This window comes from Kitasatospora purpeofusca, from assembly GCF_000718025.1.
Classification (GTDB): domain Bacteria; phylum Actinomycetota; class Actinomycetes; order Streptomycetales; family Streptomycetaceae; genus Kitasatospora; species Kitasatospora purpeofusca.
In genome coordinates, this window is the sequence record NZ_JODS01000006.1 from 137,606 (window position 1) to 157,571 (window position 19,966).

Annotated in this window: 14 protein-coding genes and 1 pseudogene; 10 read left to right on the forward strand and 5 right to left on the reverse strand. The window is 75.4% G+C overall.

The window, feature by feature from the left end:
* The first annotated feature begins 113 nt into the window (after window positions 1–113).
* The 3 genes and pseudogenes from guaA (at window position 114) to IF01_RS49860 (ending at window position 2,982) form a co-directional block, all read left to right on the forward strand.
* Window positions 114–1,709, forward strand: coding sequence for a glutamine-hydrolyzing GMP synthase (gene guaA, locus IF01_RS0112090; protein ID WP_030393349.1), 1,596 nt, complete (start codon window positions 114–116; stop codon window positions 1,707–1,709).
* 196 nt (window positions 1,710–1,905) lie between these two features.
* A pseudogene (locus tag IF01_RS49855) lies at window positions 1,906–2,499 on the forward strand (DoxX family membrane protein); the annotation flags it as partial.
* A 69-nt stretch (window positions 2,500–2,568) separates the two neighbouring features.
* Window positions 2,569–2,982, forward strand: a complete 414-nt coding sequence (locus tag IF01_RS49860) for a QcrA and Rieske domain-containing protein (protein WP_233290269.1) — start codon at window positions 2,569–2,571, stop codon at window positions 2,980–2,982.
* A 45-nt stretch (window positions 2,983–3,027) separates the two neighbouring features.
* Here IF01_RS49860 and IF01_RS0112100 read toward each other — a convergent pair whose 3' ends face one another.
* A complete protein-coding gene (locus IF01_RS0112100; RefSeq protein ID WP_030393351.1) occupies window positions 3,028–3,243 on the reverse strand; it encodes a hypothetical protein in 216 nt (71 codons plus the stop codon).
* The gene (locus IF01_RS41635; protein ID WP_037779664.1) at window positions 3,240–4,799 is read right to left on the reverse strand and encodes a PspC domain-containing protein; all 1,560 of its coding nucleotides are present in this window, start codon (window positions 4,797–4,799) and stop codon (window positions 3,240–3,242) included. Before IF01_RS41635 ends, IF01_RS0112100 begins: the two co-directional genes overlap by 4 nt.
* 132 nt (window positions 4,800–4,931) lie before the next feature.
* Here IF01_RS41635 and IF01_RS0112110 point away from each other — a divergent pair, with 132 nt between their 5' ends.
* The 3 genes from IF01_RS0112110 (at window position 4,932) to pcrA (ending at window position 9,868) form a co-directional block, all read left to right on the forward strand.
* Window positions 4,932–6,473 (forward strand): PspC domain-containing protein, encoded by a 1,542-nt coding sequence (locus IF01_RS0112110; RefSeq protein ID WP_078879892.1) that lies wholly within the window; start codon window positions 4,932–4,934, stop codon window positions 6,471–6,473.
* Entirely contained in the window at window positions 6,466–7,143 is a 678-nt protein-coding gene (locus IF01_RS0112115; protein ID WP_030300497.1) for a LuxR C-terminal-related transcriptional regulator, read from the forward strand. The genes IF01_RS0112110 and IF01_RS0112115 overlap by 8 nt, the downstream gene beginning before the upstream one ends.
* Window positions 7,144–7,228: 85 nt before the next feature.
* Window positions 7,229–9,868 carry a DNA helicase PcrA gene (gene pcrA / locus IF01_RS0112120; protein WP_030393354.1) on the forward strand — a complete coding sequence of 880 codons (2,640 nt, stop codon included), beginning with the start codon at window positions 7,229–7,231 and terminating at the stop codon, window positions 9,866–9,868.
* A 109-nt stretch (window positions 9,869–9,977) separates the two neighbouring features.
* Here the strand turns inward: pcrA and IF01_RS0112125 are convergent, their stop codons facing one another.
* On the reverse strand, window positions 9,978–10,808 hold the full coding sequence (locus IF01_RS0112125; protein WP_051755230.1) for a M23 family metallopeptidase: 831 nt from the start codon (window positions 10,806–10,808) through the stop codon (window positions 9,978–9,980).
* Between the two features lie 296 nt (window positions 10,809–11,104).
* Between IF01_RS0112125 and icmB the strand changes: the two genes are divergently transcribed.
* On the forward strand, window positions 11,105–11,512 hold the full coding sequence (icmB, locus tag IF01_RS0112130) for a coenzyme B12-dependent isobutyryl CoA mutase small subunit (protein ID WP_030393356.1): 408 nt from the start codon (window positions 11,105–11,107) through the stop codon (window positions 11,510–11,512).
* Between the two features lie 124 nt (window positions 11,513–11,636).
* On the opposite strand, the gene IF01_RS0112135 is transcribed toward icmB, so the two are convergent.
* Together IF01_RS0112135 and IF01_RS0112140 are read right to left on the reverse strand one after the other, a co-directional pair.
* Window positions 11,637–13,211 carry a DUF5691 domain-containing protein gene (locus IF01_RS0112135; protein ID WP_030393357.1) on the reverse strand — a complete coding sequence of 525 codons (1,575 nt, stop codon included), beginning with the start codon at window positions 13,209–13,211 and terminating at the stop codon, window positions 11,637–11,639.
* 91 nt (window positions 13,212–13,302) lie between these two features.
* A complete protein-coding gene (locus tag IF01_RS0112140) occupies window positions 13,303–14,640 on the reverse strand; it encodes an SWIM zinc finger family protein (RefSeq protein WP_030393358.1) in 1,338 nt (445 codons plus the stop codon).
* Between the two features lie 191 nt (window positions 14,641–14,831).
* Between IF01_RS0112140 and IF01_RS0112145 the strand changes: the two genes are divergently transcribed.
* From IF01_RS0112145 to IF01_RS0112155, 3 genes are all read left to right on the forward strand, one after another.
* On the forward strand, window positions 14,832–15,926 hold the full coding sequence (locus IF01_RS0112145; RefSeq protein ID WP_037779665.1) for an ATP-binding protein: 1,095 nt from the start codon (window positions 14,832–14,834) through the stop codon (window positions 15,924–15,926).
* 68 nt (window positions 15,927–15,994) lie between these two features.
* The gene (locus IF01_RS0112150; protein ID WP_063764195.1) at window positions 15,995–18,328 is read left to right on the forward strand and encodes a DUF5682 family protein; all 2,334 of its coding nucleotides are present in this window, start codon (window positions 15,995–15,997) and stop codon (window positions 18,326–18,328) included.
* Window positions 18,329–18,393: 65 nt separating this feature from the next.
* Window positions 18,394–19,584: a VWA domain-containing protein gene (locus IF01_RS0112155; RefSeq protein ID WP_030393361.1), complete on the forward strand. Its 1,191-nt coding sequence runs from the start codon at window positions 18,394–18,396 to the stop codon at window positions 19,582–19,584.
* Window positions 19,585–19,966: the final 382 nt, after the last annotated feature.

Genomic DNA, 19,966 nt, shown 5'->3' on the forward strand with positions numbered 1-19,966 from the left:
AAACCGGCCAGCCCGGTAGACTCGACGGCAGACCCCCGCCCGTCGCCCGGCGCACACCCTCCGAGGGCCGCGCCGCGTGCGACACCTTTCGTACCGCTGCCGGAAGGCCGTCTGTGTCCTCTGCTACTCCCGTCCAGTCCGTACCTGAGACCGACACCGTCCTGGTCGTCGACTTCGGTGCCCAGTACGCCCAGCTCATCGCCCGACGGGTGCGTGAGGCCAGGGTCTACAGCGAGATCGTGCCGAGCAGCATGCCGGTCGCCGAGATGCTCGCCAAGAACCCGAAGGCGATCATCCTCTCCGGCGGCCCCTCGTCGGTCTACGAGGACGGCGCCCCGCAGCTGGACCGCGCGATCTTCGAGGCCGGCGTGCCGGTCTTCGGCATGTGCTACGGCTTCCAGCTGATGGCCAAGACGCTCGGCGGCACCGTCGACAACTCCGGCGCCCGGGAGTACGGCCGCACCCCGCTGGTCGTCTCGCGCCCCGGCTCGACCCTGTTCGAGGGCGTCCCGGCCCAGCACTCGGTGTGGATGTCGCACGGCGACGCCTGCTCGGCGGCCCCGGAGGGCTTCACCGTCACCGCCTCCACCGACGTGGTCCCGGTCGCGGCCTTCGAGAACGACGAGGCCCGGCTCTACGGCGTCCAGTACCACCCCGAGGTGCTGCACTCGGACCACGGCCAGCAGGTCCTGGAGCACTTCCTGTACCGCGGCGCGGGCCTCGCCCCCACCTGGACCACCGGCAACGTGGTCGAGGAGCAGGTCGCGCTGATCCGCGCCCAGGTCGGCGACAAGCGCGCCATCTGCGGCCTGTCCGGCGGCGTCGACTCGGCGGTCGCGGCCGCCCTGGTCAACAAGGCCATCGGCTCCAAGCTCACCTGCGTCTACGTCGACCACGGCCTGATGCGCAAGGGCGAGACCGAGCAGGTCGAGAAGGACTTCGTCGCCGCCACCGGCGTGCAGCTGAAGGTCGTCGACGCCAAGGAGCGCTTCCTCACCGCGCTGAAGGGCGTCAGCGACCCGGAGGAGAAGCGCAAGATCATCGGCCGGGAGTTCATTCGGGTCTTCGAGCAGGCGCAGGCCGAGATCGTCGCCGAGGCCGGCGAGCACGGCGAGTCGGTCGACTTCCTGGTCCAGGGCACCCTGTACCCGGACGTGGTGGAGTCCGGCGGCGGCACCGGCACCGCCAACATCAAGTCCCACCACAACGTCGGCGGCCTGCCCGAGGACCTGCAGTTCTCGCTGGTCGAGCCGCTGCGCAAGCTGTTCAAGGACGAGGTCCGGATGGTCGGCCAGGAGCTGGGCCTGCCGGACGAGATCGTCCAGCGCCAGCCGTTCCCGGGCCCGGGCCTGGGCATCCGGATCGTCGGCGAGGTCACCGAGGAGCGGCTGGACCTGCTCCGCGAGGCCGACGCGATCGCCCGCGAGGAGCTGACCGCGGCCGGCCTGGACCGCGAGATCTGGCAGTGCCCGGTGGTCCTGCTCGCGGACGTCCGCAGCGTCGGCGTCCAGGGTGACGGCCGCACCTACGGTCACCCGATCGTGCTGCGTCCGGTGTCCTCCGAGGACGCCATGACCGCCGACTGGTCGCGCCTGCCGTACGACGTGCTGGCCCGCATCTCCACCCGGATCACCAACGAGGTCCGCGACGTCAACCGCGTCGTGCTGGACTGCACCAGCAAGCCGCCGGGCACCATCGAGTGGGAGTGAGCACTCCCCGACCCGGCCGGTCCTGAACCGGTTCTGAACGACCGTGCCGCCGCTCCCGTACCGGGGAGCGGCGGCACGGTCGTTCCGTGTCCACGGGCACCCGGCGGGTGGGCCCTCCCACCGAAAGCGTTCACGACCGGGCAGAATGCGTCCGGACCTGTCAGGCGGTGACGGGCCGGCGAGGAAGGTGTGGGGAATGTCGGAGGCCAGCAGCTCCGTGGCGGCCGGGCCGGGCCCGGCCGCCAGCATCGGCGACGGTACGCCCGGACCGGCCCCGGGCGCCGGCGAGGGTTCGGGACCGGCGGGCAGAACCGGGCGGGTCGCCGCCTGGAAGGCGGCCGGCTCGCGGCTCGCGCTGCTGCCGCTGCGGCTCTTCCTCGGCGTCACCTTCGTCTACGCGGCGCTCGACAAGCTCTCCGACAGCCACTACCTGGCCGGCGCCGGCGACCCGGCCTCCTTCGTCTCGCAGACCCGCGCCGCCAAGGGCTCCAGCCCGATCTCCTTCCTGCTCGGCCCGGCCCTCGACCACCCCACGCCGTTCGCCCTGCTGGTCGCCTTCGGCGAGCTGGCGGTGGGCCTGGGCACCCTGCTCGGGCTCTGGGGCCGGCTCGCCGCCGCCGGCGGGGCCGTGATCGGCCTCAGCCTCTGGCTCACCGTCAGCTGGAACGTCTCGCCCTACTACCTCGGCAACGACCTCGTCTACCTGATGGCCTGGACGCCGCTGCTGCTGGCCGGCACCCCCTACCTGTCGGTGGACGGCTACCTCGCCCGGCGGTCCCACCGGGACCGGCTCCGCGGCCTGCACGAGGACCACGTCCGGCGGCGGGCCCTGATGGACGGCGGCATCGCGGCCGTCGCGATGGGCGGGGCCGGACTGCTCGCCGGCTCGCTGACCGCCACCTTCGGGCGGGACGAGCCCGCCGCGAAGGCGAAGCAGCCCGCCGCCCCGGCGCCGGCCGGCCCGCCCGTCACGGTGGACGCCGCGAGCGTCCCGGTCGGCGGTTCGGCCCAGGTCAAGGACCCGGCCAGCGGCGACGCGGTCTACGTGGTGCAGCCCAAGGCGGGCCAGTACTGCGCGTTCTCCTCGGTCTGTACCCACTCCGGCTGCGCCGTCGACGCGCCGAAGAACGGTCAGCTGTACTGCCCGTGCCACGGCTCCCGGTTCGACGCGGCGACCGGGGCGGTGCTGAACGGGCCGGCCACCAAGCCGCTGCCGAAGTACCGGGTCACCAAGGAGGGCGACAAGCTGCGGCTGGGGCCGCCGGAGAGCTGACGGCCCGCCGGGGGCCGGTCCGGCGGGCGCCCGTCGGGCAGGGGGTCAGTCCTGCGGGGTCTCCTCCGGCCGGGATCGGCGGACCGCCGCCGCCACCGCCCCGGCCAGGCCGCCCAGGCCCAGCACGATGAAGGTCACCGGGATGACGATCCGGCCGTTCACCGAGACGTCGTTCACCGCCGCCACCAGGTAGAGCACCGCGATCACGGTGAACAGGCCCCCCGCGATCAGCGAGAAGAGATCGAGCTGGTGCTTCCTCACTTCTGGACCACCTTGATGTTGCCGAGCCCGATCCGCAGCGCGAGGTCGAGCGTTCCCTTGGATGTCTGTCCGTTCGCCGGCAGCACCTGGTAGCTGCGCTTGCCCGGGCCGTCGTCGGGGCCGTCCAGGCCCGGCACCCGGACCTGGCCCAGGCCGACCTCGGCCCGTACGTTCACCGTCACGTCCGGGGGCACCGTCACGGTCAGGTCCCCGGCACCGAGCTCCACCTCGGTGGCCAGGGTCGCGCCGGCCGGGTCGAGCCCGCCGAGGTCCAGCCGTGCCGAGCCGATCCCCAGCGTGTACTTCGCCTCCAGCCGGCCCGCCGTGACGGCCGTCCAGGTGCGCTCGCCCAGCAGGTTCTGCGCCGAGACCGAGGACTGGCCGATCGCGGTCAGCGCGACCGTCAGCAGCACACCCGGGACCACCAGCCGGCGGGCCCGGCCGAACTTGGCGCCGAGCAGCAGGGTCAGACCGATCACCAGCAGCGCCGTCGCCAGCACCGTGTCGGCGGCCACGGCCGCCCCGCCGTCGGCCGAGGCGGACCAGACCGCGCTGGCCGCGCCCACCGCCAGCAGCAGGCCGATCAGGCCGAGCGGGGAGCGCTCGCGCCGGTGCACCACCACGGCCGGGCGCGGCGCGGGCGGCGGGGTCGGGCCGGTCCCCTTGCGCAGCGGGTCGCCCTGCGGCAGGTCCGTCCGCTGCCACCAGGGCCGGGCCGGGGTGCCGTACGGCGGGGTCGGGGTGCCGTACGGCGGCGCCGGCGGTGCGGGGGGTGCGGGCGGGGCCGGCGGCTCCCCGCCGTACGGGTTGCGCTCGGGGTGGCGCGGGTCCCACAGGTAGCCGGTCGGACCGGCGTGCGGGGTGTCGGCGGGGACGGTGCCGGCGGCCCGCTCCCGGGCGTGCCGGGCCCGGGCGTCCGCGTCCTCCTCCTCCGGCGGCCAGCGGTAGCCGCTCGCTGCGGCCCGGGCGTCCGGTCCGGCGTCCGGGAACCAGCGGTCGTACGGGCCGCCGGTCCGGTCGCCCGGGCCGAGGCCGTGCGGGTGCCCGAAGTCGTGGCCGCGGCGGCGGTTGCGCCGGCCCCGGATCCGGCCGCGCCGGCGCTCGGGGTCGTAGCGGACGGCGAGGAACACCATCCCGGCGAGCAGCAGCAGCGGGAACAGCTGGTCGCCGTCGCCCATCGAGGAGAAGAAGACACCGGTGCCGATCACGGTCAGCAGCACCGCGCCGACCGACTGGCCGTCCACCCGCCCGGTGAGCACCCGCTGGAGCTCGGTGCGGCCCGAGCGCCCGCCGCCCTTGCCGTCCGCGCCGGGCTCGGTCGGCACGATCAGCCAGGCGAGCCCGTACAGGAACAGGCCGAGGCCGCCGGAGAGGCAGAGCACGACCGTGACGACGCGGAACACCACCGGGTCGATGTCCAGGTGCCGGCCGAGACCGCCGCAGACGCCGGCGACCACGCGGTGGCGCTCGGCCCGGGTCAGTGGCGGCCGGTCGGGTGCGGTCCGGGCGCCCGGCCCGGCCTCGTGGAGCTCCTCGGTACGGTGGTCTTCGGTCATGCCACCATCCTGGTGGGTGCCGGAGCCGGGCCCAACCGGTCCCGCCCCTGCTCGGACCCTGACTTGTCCCTGAGAAGGGTCAGGGCTTCACCCTGATGCGTGCGGGTCGGCCCGCGTGGAACGATCGGTGCCGTGGCAGCACCCGGTTCCGATCCCCGTTCCCTCGCCCCCGAGCCCGCGCCGGCCGGGGGTGCCGACCCGTCCGTGCCCGGTGACGGGAAGCCGCCGTACCGCCGGCTGTACCGCAGCCCGCAGGGGCGGATGCTCGGCGGCGTCGCGCACGGACTGGCCGTGCACCTCGGACTGCCCGTCAGCTGGGTGCGGATCGCCTTCGTGGTGCTGTTCTTCGCCCAGGGGCTCGGCGGACTGCTGTACGCGGCGTTCTGGTTCGTGGTGCCGATCGGTATCGGCGAGCCGGCCCCGCGCGGCGGCGGCCCGCACTGGCTGTACGTCAACGGCACCTTCGTCCCGGTGGCCGCCGGGACGGCGGGCGGCGGGGACCTGAGCAAGGGCGGCGGCCGGCGCGGCGGCGAGCTCAACAAGGACGGCGGGCGCCGCGGCGGGTGGATCGGCCGGATGCGCGAGGTGCTGCAGCACACGCTCCGCGGCGAGCCCGTCGAGCTGGGCGAGGCGCCGGCCGGCACCCCGGCCGCAGGTACCGCCGGGACGGGCACGGCCGGCGGGACCGGCACGGGCCAGCGGCAGGGCGGCCTCGGCCAGCTGGCCGCCCTGGTGATGCTGGTGATCGGCGTGATCGCGCTGCTCAACGCGCTCAATGTGCAGACCGCCAAGCCGTACACCTGGCCGCTGCTGGCGATCGGCGTCGGCGTGGCGCTGGTCTGGCGGCAGGCCGACGACTCGCGCTGGCAGCGCTGGTTCGGCCTGGAGGAGGGCGAGAAGCGGCGCGGCGCCTACACCCGGGTCGGCGCGGGCGTGCTGCTGGTGGTGGCCGGCATCATCGCCTTCCTCGCCACCCAGGGCAGCGGCTCGACCATCGGCTCGGTGGTCGAGGCCTCGCTGGCGGTGCTCGCGGGTGTGCTGGTGTTGGTGGGCCCGTACGCGCTGCGGATGTGGCAGGACCTCGGCGCCGAGCGCACCGCCCGCATCCGGGCCCAGGAGCGCGCCGAGATCGCCGCCCATGTGCACGACTCGGTGCTGCACACGCTGACCCTGATCCAGCGCCGGGCCGAGGACCCCAAGGAGGTGCTGCGGCTCGCCCGCGCCCAGGAGCGCGAACTGCGGTTGTGGCTCTACCGCCCGGAGGCGGTCGCCGAGGCGGCGCCGGACACCATGGCGGAGAGCCTGCGGGCGGTGGTCGCCGAGGTCGAGGACCGGCACGGCGTCCCGGTCGAGGTGGTGGTCGTCGGCGACTGCCCGATGGACGACCGGATCGCGGCCCAGATGCAGGCCGCGAGGGAGGCGACCGTCAACGCGGCCAAGTACGGTGGCGGGGGACCGGTCCAGGTCTACGCCGAGGTCGAGGGGAGGACCGTGATGGTGTTCGTCCGCGACCACGGACCCGGTTTCGACCCGGACACGGTGCCGGAGGACCGGATGGGCGTACGCGAGTCGATCCTCGGCCGGATGAAGCGCAACGGCGGCACCGCACGGGTGCGGCCCGCGCCGGACGGCGGGACCGAGGTCGAGCTGGAGATGGAGAGGGCCAATGACTGAGGCAGCGCCGGAGCGCCGAGCGAGGGTCGTCCTGGTGGACGACCACCGGATGTTCCGGACGGGGGTGAGGGCCGAGATCGGGCGCACCGAGACGACCGGCATCGATGTGGTGGGCGAGGCCGACGACGTGGAGTCCGCGGTCCGGGTGGTGGCCGAGACGCGGCCCGACGTGGTGCTGCTGGACGTCCACCTGCCCGGCGGCGGCGGGGTCGAGGTGCTGCGGCGCTCGGCCGGGCTGATGGGCGACCCGGGCGGGGTGCGCTTCCTGGCGCTGTCCGTCTCGGACGCGGCGGAGGACGTGATCGGCGTGATCCGCGGCGGTGCCCGCGGCTACGTCACCAAGACCATCACCGGGACCGACCTGGTCGACGCGATCTTCCGGATCTCCGACGGGGACGCGGTGTTCTCGCCCCGGCTGGCGGGCTTCGTGCTGGACGCCTTCGCGGCGACCGACACCCCGCCGGTGGACGAGGACCTGGACCGGCTCACCCAGCGCGAGCGCGAGGTGCTGCGGCTGATCGCCCGGGGGTACGCGTACAAGGAGATCGCCAAGCAGCTGTTCATCTCGGTGAAGACGGTGGAGAGCCACGTCTCGGCGGTGCTGCGCAAGCTCCAGCTGAGCAACCGGCACGAGCTGACCCGCTGGGCCACCGCCCGCCGGCTGGTCTGACCGACGGCCGTCCCGCCCTGCCCCGTCCGGTCCGGTCGAGGGCCGGGCGGGGTTGTCGGTGGGTGGCCATAGACTCGTCATTGCCATGAATAGCCTCTTTGACGACCTCCCGCTCCCCGGTTTCGAGGCCCCTGCCGCCGGGTCGAAGCAGCCCGCGCCGCCGATCGACGAGGAGCCGCCGCCGTACGAGGACGACGTCCCGTACGACGCCTTCGAGGAGGCGATCCCCGAGGGGCTGTTCCACACCGACCACGCCGCGCAGGCCGAGCGGGACGCCTTCTACCGCAACGGCGCCGCCCGCCCGGTGATCGACCCGGCGGCACTGCTGGAGGGCATGAACGACCCGCAGCGCGAGGCCGTGCTGCACGCCGGCTCGCCGCTGCTGATCGTGGCCGGCGCCGGCTCCGGCAAGACCAGGGTGCTCACCCACCGGATCGCCCACCTGCTCGGCGCCCGCGGCGTGCAGCCCGGCGAGGTCCTGGCGATCACCTTCACCAACAAGGCGGCCGGCGAGATGCGCGAGCGCGTCGAGCAGCTGGTCGGCCCGCGCGCCCGGGCGATGTGGGTGTCCACCTTCCACAGCGCCTGCGTGCGGATCCTGCGCCGCGAGTCCAAGCTGCTCGGCTTCACCTCGTCGTTCTCGATCTACGACTCGGCCGACTCGCAGCGGCTGATGGCCCTGGTCTGCCGCGACCTCGACCTGGACCCGAAGCAGTACCCGCCGAAGTCCTTCACCTCGAAGGTCAGCAACCTCAAGAACGAGCTGATCGACGAGGAGACCTACGCCGACCAGGCCGCCAACCCGATGGAGAAGAAGCTCGCCGAGGCGTACTTCCTCTACCAGCGGCGGCTGCGCGAGGCCAACGCGCTCGACTTCGACGACATCATCATGACGACGGTGAACCTGCTCCAGGCCTTCCCCGACGTCGCGGAGCACTACCGGCGGCGGTTCCGGCACATCCTGGTCGACGAGTACCAGGACACCAACCACGCCCAGTACATGCTGGTCCGGGAGCTGAGCGGCGGCGCGGTCGCCGCCGCGCCGAAGCGCACCGTCGACGGCGACCTGGTCGACCCGGCGGCCGGCCGGCTCGCCGAGGTGCCGCCCGCCGAGCTGTGCGTGGTCGGTGACGCGGACCAGTCGATCTACGCCTTCCGCGGCGCGACGATCCGCAACATCCTCCAGTTCGAGGAGGACTACCCGAACGCCACCACGATCCTGCTGGAGCAGAACTACCGCTCCACCCAGACCATCCTGAGCGCGGCCAACGCCGTCATCGAGCGCAACGCCAACCGGCGCGCGAAGAAGCTCTGGACGGCCGGCGACGACGGCGAGAAGGTCGTCGGCTACGTCGCGGACGACGAGCACGGCGAGGCCCAGTTCATCGCCGACGAGATCGACCGGCTCACCGACGCGGACGCGGCCAGGCCCGGGGACGTCGCGATCTTCTACCGGACCAACGCGCAGTCCCGCGTCTTCGAAGAGGTGTTCATCCGGGTCGGCCTGCCGTACAAGGTCGTCGGCGGGGTGCGCTTCTACGAGCGCAAGGAGGTCAAGGACGTCCTCGCCTACCTGCGGGTGCTGTCCAACCCCGAGGACACCGTGCCGCTGCGCCGGATCCTCAACGTGCCCAAGCGCGGCATCGGCGAGCGTGCCGAGGCGATGATCGACGCGCTGGCCGCGCGCGAGCGGATCTCCTTCGCGCAGGCGCTGCGGCGGGTGGACGAGGCGTACGGCATGGCCGCGCGCTCGGCCAACGCGGTGAAGAAGTTCAACGAGCTGATGGCCGGGCTGCGCCAGGTCGTCGAGTCCGGGGCGGGTCCGGCCGCGGTGCTGGAGGCGGTGCTGGAGGAGACCGGCTACCTGGCCGAGCTCCAGGCCTCCACCGACCCGCAGGACGAGACCAGGGTGGAGAACCTCCAGGAGCTGGCCTCGGTCGCCCTGGAGTACGAGCAGGACCCGGGCGAGCGCCCGGACGCGGGGGAGGACGGCGCGCCGCCGGTCGGCTCGCTGCCCGACTTCCTGGAGCGGGTCGCGCTGGTCGCCGACTCGGACCAGATCCCCGACGGGGACGACGAGGGCCGGGGCGTCATCACGATGATGACCCTGCACACCGCCAAGGGCCTGGAGTTCCCGGTGGTCTTCCTCACCGGCATGGAGGACGGCATCTTCCCGCACATGCGGGCGCTCAACCAGGTCAAGGAACTGGAGGAGGAGCGGCGGCTCGCCTACGTCGGGCTCACCCGGGCGCGGCAGCGGCTCTACCTGACCAGGTCGGTGCTGCGCAGCGCCTGGGGGCAGCCGGCGTACAACCCGGCCTCGCGGTTCCTGGAGGAGATCCCGGAGACGCTGGTGGAGTGGAAGCGCACGGGGGGCGCCCCGGCGCCGGCCGCGCGCGGCTTCTCCTCGGGGTCGTCCTGGGGCGGGAGGTCCTCGGGCGGCTCGGGCGGGTCGGGCGGGTCGTCGCGCGGGGGCTCTTCGCGCGGTACGGCGGCGGCCTCGCCGAAGGCGGGCTGGGGGCAGTCGGCGCGGCGTGCGGGTGCGGCGGTGGAGCGCGAGGTGGTCGCGCTGGCGGTCGGCGACCGGGTCACCCACGACACCTTCGGTCTGGGCACGGTGGTGGCCACCGCCGGTGTCGGCGACAAGGCGCAGGCCACCGTGGACTTCGGCACGGAGGGCCGCAAGCAGCTGCTGCTGCGCTACGCGCCGGTGGAGAAGCTCTGAGCCGACCGGCGCGTCCGGTGGTCTGGTCGGCGGCCCGTTCGGTGACCTGGTCGGCGGCCCGATCGGCGGCCTGACCGGGGTTGCCCGGGGGCGCTCGGCCCGCGCTGTCTCAGCGCGGGTCGAGGCCCTGGGCGAGGAACCAGGGCAGCGGGTCGACGGGCGCGCCGCCGTCGGCCGGGCGGATCTCGAAGTGCAGGTGGGGGCCGGTGCTGTTGCCGCTGCTGCCGACGAAGGCGATGACGTCGCCCGCCTTCACCGTGCCCTTGCGGATCTTGTACGACCGCAGGTGGCAGTACCAGGCCTCGGTGCCGTCGGCCATCTTGAGTATCGTCATGTAGCCGTACGAAGGGTTCCACTGGGTCCGGATCGTGCCGTCCGTGACGGCCATGACGGCGGAGCCGCCGTCCACCGGGAAGTCGATGCCGGTGTGCCGCTTCGACCAGTGGGTGCCGGCCGCGCCGAAGACCTCGCCCAGGCCGTGCTGGGCCACCGGCATCGCGATCCTGGGGCGCTCCGGCGGGGCCTGGTCGGTCGTGGTGACCTGGGCGGCCGGCTGCCCGGCGGGGTCGGTCCCGCCCTGGGTGCCGGTGAGCGGCTGCCGGGCGTCGCCCCGGGAGGCCTGGGCGCCGCCGCCGGAGGCGAGCGCCTGCTGGGCGGCCTGGGCCGCCTGGGCTGCCTGGGCGTTGTCCGCGGCGCCGGCGGTGGCGGTCTGCTCGGGGATCCGGCCGGCCGCCTGGGCCCGCTGCTGGTCGGCCTCGCCCTGGACGGTGACGGCGGCCGCGGCCGCGACACCGAGCGCGGCCACCGAGGGCAGCGCGACGCGCAGCAGCGCCGTCCGGGTGGCGGCCTTGGCGGCGTCGCGGCGCTGGGCCCGGGACTGCTCGCGGGCGGCGACGCGCAGTTCCGCACGGGTCGGGCGAGGTGCGGCTTCGGGAGCCATCGCGGCTGCCTCCTCGGGCGCGTCGTCGGACGAGGGGGTAAACGACCGAGACTGTAGCCGCAAGCCCGACATCCGGACAAAAGTCCGGTTGTCAAGGGGCTGTGGGCGTGCGGTTGCGGGGTAGAAGCAGGGGAGGGACGGCGGGCGCCTGTGATTTTCCCCTCCTCTTGAGGGGCGGCGGGCCCAACCGGGGCGGGTGGCGCTAACCTCCCCTCAGATTGGTTATTGCTCGTTAACTCCGGCCCATGCCCACAAGGCCCGGCGGGGTGTTGGACGACGAGGTCCAGGAGGCAGTGATGGGTGTGTCAGGACCGATCCGCGTGGTGGTCGCCAAGCCGGGGCTCGACGGGCACGACCGAGGCGCCAAGGTCATCGCGCGCGCCCTGCGCGACGCCGGCATGGAGGTCATCTACACCGGCCTGCACCAGACGCCGGAGCAGGTGGTCGACACCGCGATCCAGGAGGACGCGGACGGCATCGGCCTGTCGATCCTGTCCGGCGCGCACATGAGCCTGTGCACGCGGGTGCTGGAGCTGCTGAAGGAGCGGGACGCCGCGGACATCAAGGTGTTCTGCGGCGGGATCATCCCGCCCGAGGACATCGTCGAGCTGAAGGCGATGGGTGTCGCCGACATCTTCACCCCGGGCACGCCGACCACCGAGGTGGTCGCCTGGGTCACGGCCAACCTGCGCGCCGCCGGCTGACAGCCGGGCCGGAGTCGGAGCCGCAGTCGGGGCCGGGCGCGTCGTCCGGCCCCGATCCGTGCCGCCGGGTCCGGGACCGCCACGTCCCGTTCGCCCGGGACGCTGCGCGTCGGCCGGGCCCGGCTCAGGCCGCCAGCTCGGCGAGCATCGCCTCGCGGAACCGCAGCGTCCCGGCCAGCCGGGCGAAGGTCTCGCCCCAGGCGGTCGCGGGCGCGGCGCCGGCGGCCAGTTCCTCGACCGCCCCGGCGGCCGTCGGCGAGAGCGCCCGCTCGGTCATGCCGAGCACCCCGCTGTGGCTCCACGGGTAGGCCCCGGAGGCGGCCGCCCGGGCCAGCGCCCCGACCACGGCGGTGGACAGCGGCGGCGTCCACGGGGTGGCGCAGGCCCCGAGCAGTTGGAAGGCGTCCCCCAGGCCGTGCGCCTCGACGAAGGAGGCCGTCCAGACGGCCCGTTCGGCGGGCGGGAGCACCGCGAGCAGCTTGGCCGGGGCACCGGTGGTGCGGGCCGTCCGCCCGGGACCGGCGACGGGCGGGGGGCCGAGCAGGGCGCGCGCCCAGTCGGGGTCCTGCTGGCGGACGGCGGCCCGGGCCCAGGCCTCGCGCAGGTCGTCGGCCCAGGTGCTGCTGGTCTCGTCGATGGCGTCGCCGACCCGCAGGCCGAGCAGCCGCTCGGGCGTCAGACCGGTGTGCGCGGACCACAGGGCCAGCGGCGCGGCGGCGATCACCTCGCCGAACCACCAGGCCCGTTCGCCGCGCCCGGTGGGCGACTTGGGCGGTATGCCGTCGCGCTGCATGGCCGCGTCGCAGGCGGCGGGCGGGGTGACCAGCAGATGGGTGCCGTGCTCGGAGAGCCGGACGGCGGCGCGGGCGCGCTCGCCCATCCGGGCGGCCAGGGCGGAGCCGGGCAGGGTGGAGAGCAGCTCGGCGGCGGTGGCCCGGACGTTCTTGCTGCGGTCGCCGAGCGCGGCCTCCAGGAACGGTTCGTCGGCGGGGGAGAGGCCCTCCTGGAGGGCGTCCAGGAACAGCAGCCGGTCCTCGGCCCGCTCGGTGGACCAGGTGCCGCGCAGCAGCGCGAGGCCGGCCGCCGGCTCGCGGCGGCGGAGCAGGGTGAGGTGGGTGACCCGCTCGGCGAACAGACCCTCGTGCCAGAGCCGGTCGCCCTCGGCGGGGGCGGTGTCCGCCGCCGGAGTCCGGGTGGCGCGCTGCACGAACCGCCAGTCCGGGTTGCGCTCGGCGAGCCAGCGGCCGAGCGGGCCGGCCAGCGCGACCGCGTCCGGGCGCAGTTCGCTGCGGGCGCGGGCGGCGTCCAGCAGGGCGGGGACGCTCGCGGCGGGCGCGCGGTAGCCGCGGTCGCGGGCGGTGGCGAGCCACTGCGGGAGCAGCTCGCCGAGGTTGGCGAGGACGCCGCCGCCGGTGCCGCGGGTGGAGAGCAGCAGCGAGAGCCGGCGGGCGGCCGCGGCGGGCAGTTCGGTCCGGCGGTCCTCGGCGGCCGGGGCGGCGGGCGGGCCGTCCGCCGGGGCGGGCAGCGCGCCGGCCCGGCGGCGGACCGTCTCCAGGGCGGCGAGTTCGAGCAGGGCGGTGGCCGGGTCGGCGCGGTCGACGGCGCCGTCGTACGGGGCGGCCGGGCCGGGCGCGGGGAGCGGCCGGCGGTCGGTGCCCAGCAGGGCGGCGGTCTGCAGGGACTCCCAGGGGTCGGGCACGGGGCCTCCTCCTCCGGTGGAAGGGGTCGGGTCGGACAGCTCGGGTCGGGTCGGGCAGCTCGGGTCGGGAAGAGCGGGTGGGCCGGCCGGCTCAGGGTGCGGTGAGGCCGATCGGGCGGCCGTCCGCGCCCCAGGCGGTGACCGGGGCGAAGCCCTGGTGGCCGTACTCGCCGAAGACGGTGAGCGGCCGGCCGGTGGAGACGGCGGCGAGCCGCCAGAGGGCGGCCTCGGTGACGGCCGCGCGGTGCACCGGGGCGGTGTGCCGGCCGTCGGTGAGCTGCCAGCCCTCGGGCGAGAGCACCGGCACCACCCCGGTGAGCACGGTCGGCCAGGCGTCCAGCCACGGGTCGTCGGCCACCGCGGTGCCGTAGCCGGCCACCGCCTCGGCGATGTCCAGGCCGGGCGGCGGGCCGTCGGGCGCGGCCCCGGGGGCGCCGTAGCGGGTGCCGAGGACGGCCCGCAGCGGGCGGGCGCCGGGGTGGAAGGCCAGCTCGGCCTCGACCACCTGGCCGGTCGGCAGGGCGAGTTCGGGCGCCTGCCCGGGGCGGCCGAAGGCGATCAGCAGGGCCTGGCGGCCGGTCTTGGCGCCGCGCAGCCAGAGCCGACGGGTGGTCAGCCGCTCGTCGGCGCCGCCCTCCATCGGCGAGGTGCGGCTGCCGAGCACCTGCCAGCGGTCCCGGACCGTCGGGCCGGCCAGCAGTTCGGCGGTCTCGGTGGTGTAGCCGACCCGGGCGCGCACGGTCGCGGCGAGCGGCACGGGCAGCTCGTCGAGGCGGGTCGCGGCGGTGGCGAGCAGGTGCAGCATCGCGTACTCCTCCAGCAGCCGGTGCTGCGGCAGTGCGTCCAGTTCGCGGACCCTGGTGGCCAGGCCGGGCGCCTGGGCGTCGACCATGCGGGCCGCGACCTCCTCCCAGGGGCCGGCGGTGGAGCGGTCGGCGAGGCCGTGCCGGACCCGGTCGGCGAGTCGCAGCCGCAGCTCGGCGGCGCCGGCCGCGACCCGGGCGGAGCGCTTGCCGGCGCGGCGGAGGGCGGCGGCCGGGTCGGCCGGGGCCGCCGCCCGCCCGGCCCGCTGCTCGGAACTCTGCTCGGAGCGCTCCTGGCGCTCCTTCAGCCAGTCGGCGGCCCAGTCGGCGGGCTCGGCGCCGTCCGGCACGGCGTCGGGGGAGCCGCTCCAGAGCAGCAGCAGTCCGAGCGCGTGCTTGCACGGGAACTTCCGGCTCGGGCAGCTGCACCGGTAGGCGGGCGTGGCGAGTTCGACGACCGTGCGGTACGGCGTGCTGCCGCTGCCCCGGCACTCGCCCCAGACCGCGTCGCCGTCGGTGCCCGCGGCGGACCAGGGCGCGGACGTGGAGAGCTTGCCCGCGGCCTTCCGCGAGGCGGCGTCGGGCGCCAGGGACAGGACGTGTTCGGTGCTCCAGCGTTCCTCCATGCCGACGACGTTAGGTGCCGGGACTGACAGTCGACCCGGCCCCCGGGCGGCCCGAACTGAGGTCCGGTCAGGATTTGTCAGTGGTCCGGTGCAGGCTGGTTGTCGCAGGCCGGGACGCCGATCCGGCTCCCCCCGACCATCCCGCCGCCCGGGCATCCGTGTGCCCGGAGGGCCGACCCGAAGGGGCCCCGATGACCGACCTCGTGACCGATGTCCTGCGGCAGCACGCGGAGGACGCGTTCGCCGCCGAGCTGGCCGCGCTCGCGGCCCGGGACGACCGTCCGCGCCCGGAGCGCTGGCGGCTCTCCCCGTGGGCCGTCGCCACCTACCTGCTGGGCGGCGAGCTGGACGACGGCACCGTGATCACGCCCAAGTACATCGGCCCGCGCCGGGTGGTGGAGGTCGCCGTCACCACGCTCGCCACCGACCGGGCGCTGCTGCTGCTGGGGGTGCCGGGCACCGCCAAGACCTGGGTCTCCGAGCACCTGGCGGCGGCGATCAGCGGCGACTCCACGCTGCTGGTGCAGGGCACCGCGGGCACCCCGGAGGAGGCGGTCCGCTACGGCTGGAACTACGCCCGGCTGCTCACCGACGGGCCCAGCCGGGAGGCGCTCGTGCCCTCGCCGCTGATGCGGGCGATGGCGGACGGCCGGATCGCCCGGGTCGAGGAGCTCACCCGCATCCCGGCGGACGTCCAGGACAGTCTGATCACCATCCTGTCCGAGAAGACCCTGCCGATCCCGGAGCTGGGCACCGAGACCCAGGCCGTGCGCGGCTTCAACGTCATCGCCACCGCCAACGACCGCGACCGCGGGGTCAACGAGCTGTCCAGCGCGCTGCGCCGCCGCTTCAACACCGTGGTGCTGCCGCTGCCCGGCTCGCTGGAGGAGGAGGTCGACATCGTCACCCGCCGGGTCGAGCAGCTCGGCCGCTCGCTCCAGCTGCCCGAACTGCCCGGTGGCGCCCAGGAGATCAGGCGGGTGGTGACCGTCTTCCGGGAGCTGCGGGCCGGCCTCACCGCCGACGGCCGGACGAAGGTGAAGACCCCGAGCGGCACCCTGTCCACCGCCGAGGCCATCTCGGTGGTCACCAACGGCATGGCGCTCGCCGCGCACTTCGGCGACGGGGTGCTGCGGGCCGGCGACGTCGCGGCCGGGGTGATCGGCGCCGTGGTCCGCGACCCGGCCGCCGACCAGCAGGTCTGGCGCGAGTACGTCGAGGGCGTGGTCCGCGAGCGGGACGGCTGGCAGGACTTCTACCGCGCCGCCCGTGAGAACGCCCGCTGAGCCGCACGACCGCGGCAACGTGCGAACGCACGACCGCAGGACTCGCCGACGACGGGAGGGAGGGCGCGATGAGCGCAGAGGTGACACTGCTGGGCGTACGGCACCACGGGCCGGGCTCGGCCCGCGCGGTGGCGGCCGCGCTGGAGCGGCTGCGGCCGGACGCGGTGCTGGTGGAGGGGCCGCCGGAGGCCGAGCCGATCCTCGGGCTGGCCGCCGCGAAGGACATGGTGCCGCCGGTCGCCCTGCTGGCCCACGCGGCCGACGACCCGGCCCGGGCCGCGTTCTGGCCCTACGCCGAGTTCTCGCCGGAGTGGGTGGCGATCCGTCACGCCGTCGACCGCGGGGTGCCGCTCCGGTTCATCGACCTGCCGGCCGGGCACTCCTTCGCGGAGGGCGGGGACGGCGGCGCCGAGGAGGAGGACGCCGCCCTGCCGCGCGACCCGATCGCCCGGCTCGCCGAGGCGGCCGGCCACGACGACCCCGAGCGCTGGTGGGAGGACGTCGTCGAGCACCGCCGCCCCGCCGACGGCGAGGACGCGCTCGCGCCGTTCGCGGCCGTCGCCGAGGCGATGGCGGTGCTGCGCGAGGACGGCGGGGCGAGCCTGCGCGACCGGCAGCGCGAGGCGTACATGCGCGGCCGGATCCGCGCCGCCCGCCGGGCCGGCCACCACCGGATCGCGGTGGTCTGCGGGGCCTTCCACGTGCCCGCACTGGAGCGGACGCCGACCGTCGCCGAGGACCGGGCGCTGCTCGCCGGGCTGCCGAAGAAGGTGCGGACCGAGATCACCTGGGTGCCCTGGACGCACCGCAGGCTCTCCCAACTGTCCGGCTACGGCGCCGGGATCGTCTCCCCGGGCTGGTACCACCACCTGCACCGGACGGACGGCGACCCGCTGCCCGGCTGGCTCACCCGGGCCGCCGGCCTGCTCCGTGCCGAGGACCACCCGGTCTCCTCCGCGCACGTCATCGAGGCGGTCCGGCTGGCCCGCGCCCTCGCCGGGCTGCGCGGCCGCCCGCTGGCCGGGCTCACCGAGACGCTGGACGCCGTGCGCGCGGTGATGTGCGAGGGCTCGGACGTCGCCCTCGCGCTGGTCCGGGACCGGCTGGTGATCGGCGACGCGCTCGGCTCGGTGCCCGAGGACGCGCCCGCCGTCCCGCTCCAGCGCGACCTGGCCCGGCTCCAGCGCACCCTGCGGCTCAAGCCCGCGCCCGAGCCGCGCGAGCTCGACCTCGACCTGCGCAAGGAGACCGACGCGGCCCGCTCCCGGCTGCTGCACCGGCTGCGGCTGCTGGGCGTCGACTGGGGTGTGCCGGTCCGCTCCCAGGTCGCCTCCACCGGCACCTTCCGGGAGAGCTGGCGGCTGTGCTGGCAGCAGGAGTTCGCGGTCCGGATCGCCGAGGCCGCCCAGTGGGGCACCACGGTCGAGCGGGCCGCCGTCGGCAAGGCCGTCGGCACCGCCCGGGCGGCGGCCGAACTCGCCGAGCTCACCGGGCTGGTGGAGACCTGCCTGGTGGCCGACCTGGCCGAGGCGCTGCCCGCCGTGATGCGGGTGCTCGCCGACCTCGCCGCACTGGACACCGATGTCGCCCACCTGGCCCGCGCCCTGCCCGCCCTGGTCCGCGCGCTGCGCTACGGCGACGTCCGGGGCACCGACCACACCGCCCTGGGCGAGGTGGCCGGCGGGCTCGCCGACCGGATCCGGGTCGGCCTGCCGCCCGCCTGCACCGGCCTGGACGCGGCCGGCGCCGCCGCGATGCGCGTCCACCTCGACGAGGTGCACGGCGCGATCGGCCTGCTGGGCGGCGACGACGGCCTCGCCGACCGCTGGGCCGGCACGCTGCGCTCGCTCGCCCGGCGCGAGCCCACCGGCGGACCGGCCACCGGCGTGCCCGGGCTGCTGCGCGGGCGGGCCGTCCGGCTGCTGCTGGACGACGGCCGGCTGGACCCGGCGGAGGCCGGGCGGCGGCTCGGCCTGGTGCTCTCCACCGCCGGCAGCCCGGCGGACGCGGCCGGGTGGATCGAGGGCTTCCTGTCCGGCGGCGGCACGCTGCTGCTGCACGACCCCCGGCTGCTGGGCCTGCTCGACGCCTGGCTGACCGGCGTCCCGGCGGCGGTCTTCACCGATCTGCTGCCGCTGCTGCGCCGTACCTTCGCCACCCTGGAGGCCGGGGTCAGACACACCGTCGGCAGCCGGGTGGCGGCCGGCCCGCTCGACTCCGGCGACGCCGGACCGGCCGCGGAGGCCGCCGAGGTGGACCTCGCCCGGGCCGGCGCCGCGCTGCCGGTGGTCGCCCTGCTGCTCGGCCTGCCGGCCGGCGCCGCGGCCGGGTCCGGTGCCGAGGCCCCGCCCGGGGCCGGCCGCCCGAGGATCCCCCGGCAGGCCGGGGGCCGCGACACCTGAAAGCCACCGGCCACCGGCCGCCCCCTCCCGTCCCGTCCCGCAGACCGCACCCAGAGGAGTCCCCGATGGCCGCCGGCACCCCCCTGCCTCCCACCACCCCCGCCGACGAGCGGCTGCGCCGCTGGCGACTGGTCCTCGGCGGCGAGGCCGACGGGACCGGCCGCGCCCTGCACGGCCGGGACGCCGCGATGGACGGCGCGCTCGCCGCGCTCTACCGGGGCGCCCCCGAGGAGGGCCGGGCCGGGCAGCCGCGCTCCGGGCGCCGCTCCGCGGGCCTGGGCGGCTCGGCCCCGCAGGTGGCCCGCTGGCTGGGCGACATCCGCGAGTACTTCCCGGCCACCGTCGTCCAGTTGATGCAGCAGGACGCGATCACCCGGCTCGGGCTGGAGCAGCTGCTGCTGGAACGGGAGATGCTGGAGGCCGTCGAGCCGGACGTCCACCTGGTCGCCACCCTGCTCTCGCTCAAGCACGCGCTGCCCGAGACCACCCGGGAGACCGCCCGCGCGGTCGTCGGCACGGTGGTCGCCGAGCTGGAGCGCCGACTGGCCGACCGGACCAGGGCCACCGTCGGCGGCGCGCTGGACCGCAGCGCCCGGGTCGGCCGCCCGCGCCACCGCGACATCGACTGGGACCGCACCGTCCGGGCCAATCTGCGGAACTACCTGCCGGAGCACGGGACCGTCGTGCCCGAGCGGCTGGTCGGCTTCGCCCGGGCCCGGCACGCGGTGAAGAAGGACGTCGTCCTCTGCATCGACCAGTCCGGGTCGATGGCCGCGTCCGTGGTGCACGCGGCGGTGTTCGGCGCGGTGCTCGCCTCGATGAAGAGCCTGGACACCCGGCTGGTGGTCTTCGACACCTCGGTGGTCGACCTCACCGAGCAGCTCGCCGACCCGGTCGACGTGCTCTTCGCGACCCAGCTCGGCGGCGGCACCGACATCAACCGGGCGCTGGCCTACTGCCAGTCCCGGATCACCCGGCCGGCCGAGACGGTCGTCGTCCTGATCAGCGACCTCTACGAGGGCGGCATCCGGGACGGGATGCTCAAGCGGGTGGCCGCGATGAAGGCGGCGGGCGTCCAGTTCATCGCCCTGCTGGCGCTCTCCGACGAGGGCGCGCCGGCCTACGACCACGCGCACGCCGCCGCGCTGGCCGCCCTCGGTGCCCCGGCCTTCGCCTGCACCCCCGACGCCTTCCCGGAGATCATGGCGGCGGCGATCGGGAAGCGCCCGATCCCGGTTCCGGACCAGGGGGTGTGACCCGACCGGGGGCGTGACAGGCCGTCCGCCCGGCGGCCGCGGCCGGAGTTGTCGGCCCGGCGCGCGCCCGTCTCACTCGTACGGGGGAACATGGGGCGTGGACGAGCAAACCCGCCGGTCCGAGCGCCGGGCGCACGCCCTTCGGGCTTTCTGTGACGGTTCTCACCAAAGACTGGCAGGCCCCGGGCGAAACACGCCCGTCCGGCGGGGATAACCTGCCAGACGGACGTGACGCGCGTGTGAATTGACGTGTGCGCCCGTGGCTGTGTGGGCCGCAAGGCCGTACCTCTGCGTACCCGCACCGCCCCGACGACCCGCAGCGAAGATCCTGCCGTGGCACGCTCGTAGAGACACAATCCGCGACCACGAACAAGGACAAACA

Coding starts and splice junctions, on each gene's coding strand:
- IF01_RS41635 (WP_037779664.1), bottom strand. CDS start 4,799: ATGACCGAAGACCACCGTACCGAGGAGCTCCACGAGGCCGGGCCGGGC.
- IF01_RS0112145 (WP_037779665.1), top strand. CDS start 14,832: ATGACCGACCTCGTGACCGATGTCCTGCGGCAGCACGCGGAGGACGCG.
- icmB (WP_030393356.1), top strand. CDS start 11,105: ATGGGTGTGTCAGGACCGATCCGCGTGGTGGTCGCCAAGCCGGGGCTC.
- IF01_RS0112125 (WP_051755230.1), bottom strand. CDS start 10,808: ATGGCTCCCGAAGCCGCACCTCGCCCGACCCGTGCGGAACTGCGCGTC.
- IF01_RS0112115 (WP_030300497.1), top strand. CDS start 6,466: ATGACTGAGGCAGCGCCGGAGCGCCGAGCGAGGGTCGTCCTGGTGGAC.
- IF01_RS0112155 (WP_030393361.1), top strand. CDS start 18,394: ATGGCCGCCGGCACCCCCCTGCCTCCCACCACCCCCGCCGACGAGCGG.
- IF01_RS49860 (WP_233290269.1), top strand. CDS start 2,569: ATGGGCGGGGCCGGACTGCTCGCCGGCTCGCTGACCGCCACCTTCGGG.
- IF01_RS0112150 (WP_063764195.1), top strand. CDS start 15,995: ATGAGCGCAGAGGTGACACTGCTGGGCGTACGGCACCACGGGCCGGGC.
- pcrA (WP_030393354.1), top strand. CDS start 7,229: ATGAATAGCCTCTTTGACGACCTCCCGCTCCCCGGTTTCGAGGCCCCT.
- IF01_RS0112140 (WP_030393358.1), bottom strand. CDS start 14,640: ATGGAGGAACGCTGGAGCACCGAACACGTCCTGTCCCTGGCGCCCGAC.